Origin of the sequence: Collinsella sp. D33t1_170424_A12 (assembly GCF_015554865.1) — a bacterium.
Classification (GTDB): Bacteria; Actinomycetota; Coriobacteriia; order Coriobacteriales; family Coriobacteriaceae; genus Collinsella.
The window spans coordinates 1-7,466 of record NZ_JADNJJ010000195.1 but is presented as its reverse complement, the minus strand read 5'-3'; the positions used below and the strand labels follow the sequence as shown (position 1 = coordinate 7,466).

The following is a 7,466-nucleotide window of genomic DNA, read 5'->3' as shown; positions in this document are numbered from 1 at the left end:
CATCGCCGAGGTCGCCCTGTTGTGGCTGGGCGGCAACCGCGTGGGCGCGCATGCGATGCAGATCGCCAGCGTCACGGCGGTGCTCGAATACGCGATGCTCATCCTCTTCTTCGTTATGATGGCGCAGATCGTGGCGCTCACGCTGCCGCGCGCCAAGGCGTGCCTGGATCGTGCCGCCGCCGTTATCGACCTTGAGCCCGAGATCGTGGACGGGGCGGGAGAGCGCGCGGGTGCTGCGGAGGCGGACCGCGCGTCCGAGGACGTGGCCGTGTTCGACCACGCCTCCTTCCGCTTCGACGATGCAGACGAGGACACCCTGCACGACCTCAGCTTTGCCTGCAAGCGCGGGCAGACGACGGCCATCATCGGCTCGACCGGTTCGGGCAAGTCGACCATCGCCAAGATGCTGCTGCGCCTGCATGACGTGACGGGCGGCGCGGTGCGCTTCTGCGGTGCCGACGTTCGCGACCTGCCGCAGCACGAGCTGCGCGGCGCCATCTCGTACGTGCCGCAGAAAGCCTGGCTGTTCTCCGGCACGGTGGCGAGCAACCTTCGCTACGGCAACGAGGATGCCGACGAGGATGCCATGCGCCACGCGCTCACGGTGGCGCAAAGCGAGTTCGTGTTCGATCTGCCCCAGGGACTCGAGTCGCCCGTGGCCCAGGGCGGCACCAACTTCTCGGGCGGACAGCGCCAGCGCCTGTCCATCGCCCGTGCGCTCATGAAGCGCGCCGACCTGTATATCTTCGATGACAGCTTTTCCGCGCTGGATTTCAAGACCGATGCGGCCCTGCGCCGCGCCTTGGTTCCCGAGACGAGCGACGCGGCCGTGCTCATCATCGCCCAACGCATCTCAACCATCCTGCATGCCGATCAGATCGTCGTGCTGAAGGACGGCCATATCGAGGGCAAGGGCACGCACGAGGAGCTCATGGAGACCTGCGCGGTGTATCAAGATATCGCCCGTTCGCAGATGAAGGGAGGCGAGTAACGTGGCGGAGCAATTCGACAAGATGAACGGCCTGGACCAGGTCGAGCAACTGGAAGAGCAGATGGTGCGCGAGGCGGCGCATGCGGAGGAGACCCGCGGGGAGGCATCGCCCGCGTCGACGGGTGGGGCCGACGGCGCCCGGTCCGACGACGATGCGCCCGAGGTGCCGCGCGACATCAAGCGCACGGTGGCCCGGCTGTGGCGCGAGGCCAAAGATCAGCACTGGCGCTTCGTCCTCGTACTTATCTCCATCGTGCTGTACACGGGGTTCTCGGTAGCGGCGCCGGCGTTTTCGGCGCGCGTCATCGACATCCTGTGGGCGAACATCCAAGATGCCTTCGCGCAGGGCCGCTCGTTTACCGTGGGCTGGGAGACCGGCGGGCGCGCCATCGTGGTCTACCTGGCGGTCTGGACGCTTGCAGCGGTCTTCTATACCGTGCAGTGCTTCGTGATGGCCGGCTTTGCCGAGCGGCTCAACCTGTCGTTGCGCAACAAGCTCGCGGCCAAGATGAACCGCATGCCGTTGGCGTTCTTCGACGCGCACCGTCCCGGCGAGGTGGTGAGCCGCGCCACCAACGACCTCGATAAGATGTCCGAGGTGCTGCAGACCGGCTTGCTGCGCCTGCTCATGGCTATCGGCGGCGTGACCGGCGCCGTGGTGATGATGTTCGTCTACAGTCCGCTGCTGGCCTGCGTCTTCCTGGCGTTCTCGCTGCTTTCGGTGCTGGTGACCAAGCTCACGGCGCGCCGCAACCTCGAGCTCGCGGCTGAGCGCCAGAAGTGGGTGGGTCATCTCACGGGCGCCGTGGAGGAAGCCTATAGCGGCCGCGTGGTCATTCGTGCGTTCAACCGCGAGCGCCAGAGCTCCGAAGAGATCCACGACCTGGCGCAGAAGCTCGCCGATTCGAGCCGCCGCGCCGACTTCCTCACCAACGCCACAGGGCCGGCCATTCGATTCATCGGTCGTCTGTCGCAGGTGGCCATCGCGGTTATCGGCTGCGGCATGCTTATCGCGGGACAGATCACCATCGGCATCTTCCAGGCGTTCTTCCAGTACATCAACCAGGCATCCGAGCCGCTTACGCAGATGTCCATGACCATCAACACGCTGCAGAGCGCGCTCGCCTCGGTGGAGCGCGTGTTCGACATCCTCGACGAGACCGAGATCGATCCCGAGCCCGCGCCCGCGTTGGCGGCGCACGTGAGCCGCCCGGTGCAGGGACGCATCGACTTCCAGCATGTGCGCTTCGGCTATGCGCCGGACAAGCCGCTCATGCGCGACGTGTCGTTCACGGCGGAGCCCGGCCAGAAGATCGCGATCGTGGGTGCCACGGGCGCGGGCAAGACGACGCTTATCAACCTGCTCATGCGCTTCTACGAGGTCGACGGCGGCCATATCGCGCTCGACGGCGTCGATACGCGTCAGATGGACCGCGGCGAGCTGCGCAGCAACTTCGGTATGGTGCTGCAGGACGCATGGCTGTTCGACGGCACTATCGCGGAGAACATCGCGTATGGCAAGCCCGATGCTACCCGCGACGAGATCGAATGCGCGGCGCGCGCGGCGCATGTGGATTTCTTCGTGCGCACGATGCCGCACGGTTACGATACGCACGTGGCCAACGATGCCGAGAACATCAGCCAGGGCCAACGGCAGCTGCTCACCATCGCCCGCGCGATGCTGTGCGACCCCAAGATCCTCATTTTGGATGAGGCCACGTCGAGCGTGGATACGCGCACCGAGCAGGCGATTGTCCGTGCGATGGAGGCGCTCATGCACGGCCGCACGAGCTTCGTGATCGCACATCGCCTGTCCACCATCGTGGATGCCGACCTCATCTTGGTGATGGAGGCGGGCACGATTATCGAGCAGGGCACCCATGCCGAGCTGCTTGCGGCCGACGGCGCCTACGCCGAGCTGTATCGCTCGCAGTTCATGTAGGCGTGCCCCGAGTTTCAAGACAGTAATCTGCCGCATCAAACGACGGCGCCCGGTGTATCCCGGGCGCCGTCGTTGCGTATGGGTTGGTTGTTGGCGCATACGCCTATCCGCTTGGCCGGCGCCGGACATGCAGGTGCCGGGCGAGCAGCCCGCCGCGACCGCCGCTATCGCTCTTCGGCGAGCTGCCGCACGAGCGCGGTGAGCTCGGCCACCTGGCGTTCGAGTTCGCAGATGCGGCGCTGGTTGCCGGCGATGCACTCGCGGTTGATGAGGGATTGCTCTTGCACGGGGTCGGGCATGCTCTCGCGATGGTCGCGCGCGTCGAGCGTGTCGCCCAGCACGCGGCAGCCGGCGCGGCGCACCACGCGCCCCGGAACGCCCACCACGGTGGATTCGGCCGGCACGTCCTTTACCACCACGGAGTTGCCGCCGATTTTGACATCGTCACCGATCTTGATGTTGCCCAGGACCTTGGCACCCGTGCCCACCGTGACGCGGTCGCCCAGCGTGGGATGGCGCTTTCCGGTTTCCTTGCCGGTGCCGCCCAGCGTGACGCCCTGGTATAGAACGCAGTCGTCGCCTACCACCGTGGTCTCGCCTATTACCACGCCCATGGCGTGGTCGATGAAGAGGCGGCGCCCGATCTGCGCGGCGGGGTGGATCTCGACGCCGGTGAAGAATCGTGTGAGCTGCGACATCACCCGCGCCAGGCCGCGCATGCCGTGGTTCCACAGCCAGTGTTCGGGGGTATGGGCCCACTTTGCGTGCAGGCCGGGATAGGAGAGGAAGATGACCAGCGCGCTCTGCGCGGCGGGGTCGTGCGACTGCACCGTCTTGATGTCCTCGCGGATGGTGGTGATAAAGCTCATCGCGTCTCGATTTCCATAGGCTCGTGTGAATGAAGCCATGGTAGCGACATATGTCTCTAAAGTCGAGAGAATCACTAGGGTTTAACAACTCAGCCCTCGCGCCGCGTGCATCGCGCTTGCCGAATGTTTCGGGTGCGCAAACAGCTTTAGCAAAATAAAGGGTATGCCGCCGCGTGCGGGCGTACTGGGTAGAATGGCCACCAACGGTTAGTCGGGCGGCGCGCGTTCCGTGCGCCCGTATATATGAGAAGGGGAGACCTGTGATGACGGAGAAGAAGGACTTGGACTGGGGGAGCCTGGATTTCAGCTATCGAAAGACGGACTACAGCTACGTGTCCAATTACAAGGACGGGGCGTGGGATGAAGGGGCCCTGACGAGCGACCATACCATCGCGCTTTCGGAATGCGCGGGAATCTTTCACTATTGCCAGGAGGTCTTCGAGGGGCTCAAGGCCTACACGACGCAAGATGGCCGCATCGTGTGCTTTCGACCGGATATGAATGCCCGGCGCATGGCCGATTCAGCCGAGCGCCTGGTCATGCCCGCCTTTCCACAGGACCGGTTCGTCGAGGCGGTCGAGCAGGTGGTGCGCGCGAACGCCGCCTGGGTTCCGCCGTTCGGTTCGGGCGCGACCCTGTACGTGCGCCCGCTCATGATCGCCACGGGCGACGTCATCGGCGTCAAGCCCGCGACCGAGTACCAGTTCCGCATCCTTGTGACGCCGGTCGGACCGTACTTCAAGGGCGGTGACACCGCGGTGAAGCTATGCGTATCGCCCTATGATCGTGCGGCGCCCCATGGTACGGGCAACATCAAGGCGGGCCTCAACTACGCGATGAGCCTCAAGCCCGGCATGGACGCCCATGCGGCCGGCTATGCCGAGAACCTGTATCTCGATTCGGAGTCCCGTACGTACGTGGAGGAGACCGGCGGAGCGAACGTGCTGTTCGTGGATAGGGACGGCGCGCTGGTGGTGCCGGTCTCGCACACCGATTCCATCCTGCCGTCCATCACGCGCCGTTCGCTGGTGCAGGTGGCGCAGGACCTGGGTATCGCGGTGGACGAGCGACCGGTTGCGTGGACCGAGGTGGTTTCGGGTGCCTTCGTCGAGTGCGGTCTGTGCGGTACGGCGGCGGTTATCAGTCCCGTGGGCGAAATCCACGACGGCGATACGGTCGTTGTGTTCGAGGATGGGCACGAGTCGTCTGGTCCGGTGATGAGGCGCTTGCGCGAGACGCTCACGGGCATCCAGGCGGGTACCATCGAGGACGTGCATGGATGGGTCCGCACCATCTGCTCGTAAGAGCGCTTGCCTCGATTGCGCGCGGCCGGCATGCGGGGTTCCGGGGTATTCGGGCCATCGCCTCAAAGAGGCTCCGCGCTTCGCATGCCGGCTTGGACGCCGCTGTCGGAACCCCCTCGTTCCAGCGCTCGGAAAGGTGCCCGTGGATTTTTTCGAGCGGGCCGGGTTGTTTCTTGTGCGCCACGGAGCCTCTTGCCATACTGGTCTACACCAGTCCGGGAAAATGGCCTGGGTACGCTCTTAAGCACGCTCGATCCCATGGGGATCAGATCAAGGAGGATACATGGCAAAGCCCCGCAACAAAGCGGTCGTCGCAGGACTCACGCTCACGCTTACGTTTGGATGCCTGAGCGTTCCCGCCCTTGCTACCACCGCGAGCGGCCAGGCGGAGGATGCCGCGCAGCGCAACCTGCCGGCTCCGAGCGATTTCGATCGTACGGATGAGTTCGATAACGGTTCGATGTCGCAGGTTGCCATAGAGCTCGCCGCGGTGGACACCCGCGCCGTGGCGGCTATCTCGGACGAGATGAAGTATTTCACGCGGTTCGAGAGTAATTGCAACTACGATCAGGGCTTTTCATACGGCGACGGCTATAACGCGATGGGGTACTACCAGTTCGATCGCCGTTATGCGCTCGTGCCGTTCATCGAGTCGGTCTATAGCTACGACCCGGTTAAGTACAGCATGTTCCAAGCCGTGGTCGAGCGCGGCGACGAACTGAAGACGGCTCCTATCTACGATAGCGCGAACACGGCCCTTACAGAGATCGGCCGTTTGGCCAACGATGCATGGCATGCAGCCTATGCCGCAGACCCCCAGGAATTCGCCGCACTGCAGGATGGCTATTCCTACAATAATTATTACAAGCCCGTCGAGCGGTTGCTCGCTTCGACCTACGGCGTCGATATCAGCGGCCGCGCGGACTGCGTGAAGGGCCTCGCATGGGGCATGTGCAACCTCTATGGTTCGGGTGGCGTCCAAAAGTTCTTCACCGCGGCCAAGCTTAACGAGGGCATGAGCGACCGCGAGATGGTCACCGCGCTATGCGACGCCGTGATCGATTACTTCTCCTCGGGAGCAGGGAAAAATCATGCGTATGCCGCAGGCTACGTGAATCGCTATAAGCAGGAGAAGCGCGTCTGCCTTGGATACGTCGAGCAGCACGAGGCCGAGCAGCAGGCTCCCATCGTGCCGCCCACGCCTAATGAGCCGGAGGTACCCCAGAATCCCGATGCCAATACCGATACGGATCAGGGGGCCACGGATCAGGCCCCGGATGCTGGTGCTGGCAACGGCTCAAACGGCTCCACTGACACGGAGGTGCCCGAGGGCGATGGCCAGGACCATGGTGCTATCGAGGGTGATTCCGAGCGGCCGCAAAACGGCCCCGGAAACGACGTGCTCCCCGAGCTTCCCCAGGACGACAACGACTCGCAGGGAACGCCGGGTGACATCGAAAATGGACCCACGGACCAGGGAGATACCGACGCTCCAGGCCAGAACGAGGGCTTGGGCCAAGGTGATGATGCCGGGTCCTCGAAGCCCGAAGTCGATCCTACGCCCGAGGTCGAGATGGTTCCGGGTGCGGGAGCCGAACAGTCCGGCGAAGACGCCCCCGAAAGCGCTCAGCAGTTCGCGGTGGTATTTGACGACTGCGACCCCCTTACTCCTAATACCGAGTTCGTAGTTGCACGCAATGCCGCGTTCGCCGATGCGCATCAGCTGCCTGCGGCTCCGGTGTATGAGGGCTATGCGTTTGATGGCTGGTATCTGTACGACCGTGCGACGCGCGCCTATGGTGAGCAGTTCGATCCGAGCGCTCCCGTCACCACTGATATATATGTGGCGGCCAAGTGGACCAAGGTCGAGCAGCAGATCGCGGCCGAGCCCGCCCCGGACGCCAGCGACGTCGCTAGGGCAGAGGCGCTGCCGCAGACGTTCGACATGGCAGGCGTGGCGGCTATCGCAGCCACTGTTCTCTCTGCTGCGGGTACCGCGGCCGTCGCCCTGGGCCGCGACGAAGGCGATGCCGACCATTCGTAGCAAGGCGTCAGCTGCCGTAGGGCCTTTACAGTAAACTCCCGTCTGCGTGCAATATGGCAGACGGGAGTTTTACATATATATATAGATAGAAGGCTGATGGTGACATCAGTGCCACGGAAGGGGTCCTCCTGGCGGGAGGGCCCCTTTCTTTCGTTTGCTGGCGCCCGTTCCGCCATAAAGGGTGCCGCGGCAACGTGGGCCCGGTCGCGCCGTGCACCGGGGCGCCCCGCCGGGGCCTCCTGGGCGGGGAGGGTTTAGCGGGCGCGGGGATCCCCTGCCTGTGAACATCCCCGGTATGGGAAGGTGCCCGGTGCCA

General features: G+C 64.2%; 5 protein-coding genes. 4 read left to right on the top strand and 1 reads right to left on the bottom strand.

Annotated features, from left to right (window positions below; genetic code table 11):
- Together I2E26_RS08175 and I2E26_RS08170 are read left to right on the top strand one after the other, a co-directional pair.
- Positions 1-991 (top strand): ABC transporter ATP-binding protein (locus I2E26_RS08175; protein ID WP_195420333.1); only part of this gene is annotated, 991 nt, incomplete at its 5' end.
- Positions 992-1,013: 22 nt separating this feature from the next.
- Complete coding sequence (locus I2E26_RS08170) at positions 1,014-2,933, top strand: ABC transporter ATP-binding protein (protein WP_195420334.1); 1,920 nt, start codon at positions 1,014-1,016, stop codon at positions 2,931-2,933.
- 164 nt (positions 2,934-3,097) lie between these two features.
- Here I2E26_RS08170 and cysE read toward each other — a convergent pair whose 3' ends face one another.
- On the bottom strand, positions 3,098-3,802 hold the full coding sequence (gene cysE, locus I2E26_RS08165; protein ID WP_229056520.1) for a serine O-acetyltransferase: 705 nt from the start codon (positions 3,800-3,802) through the stop codon (positions 3,098-3,100).
- 263 nt (positions 3,803-4,065) lie between these two features.
- Here cysE and I2E26_RS08160 point away from each other — a divergent pair, with 263 nt between their 5' ends.
- Both I2E26_RS08160 and I2E26_RS08155 read left to right on the top strand, forming a co-directional pair.
- A complete protein-coding gene (locus I2E26_RS08160) occupies positions 4,066-5,106 on the top strand; it encodes a branched-chain amino acid aminotransferase (RefSeq protein ID WP_229056519.1) in 1,041 nt (346 codons plus the stop codon).
- Between the two features lie 283 nt (positions 5,107-5,389).
- On the top strand, positions 5,390-7,150 hold the full coding sequence (locus I2E26_RS08155; RefSeq protein ID WP_195420330.1) for a hypothetical protein: 1,761 nt from the start codon (positions 5,390-5,392) through the stop codon (positions 7,148-7,150).
- Positions 7,151-7,466 lie beyond the last annotated feature (316 nt).

What these genes read in the sequence shown, in the direction of transcription:
- I2E26_RS08170 (WP_195420334.1), top strand. Translation starts at nt 1,014, where the DNA reads ATGAACGGCCTGGACCAGGTCGAGCAACTGGAAGAGCAGATGGTGCGC.
- cysE (WP_229056520.1), bottom strand. Translation starts at nt 3,802, where the DNA reads ATGAGCTTTATCACCACCATCCGCGAGGACATCAAGACGGTGCAGTCG.
- I2E26_RS08160 (WP_229056519.1), top strand. Translation starts at nt 4,066, where the DNA reads ATGACGGAGAAGAAGGACTTGGACTGGGGGAGCCTGGATTTCAGCTAT.
- I2E26_RS08155 (WP_195420330.1), top strand. Translation starts at nt 5,390, where the DNA reads ATGGCAAAGCCCCGCAACAAAGCGGTCGTCGCAGGACTCACGCTCACG.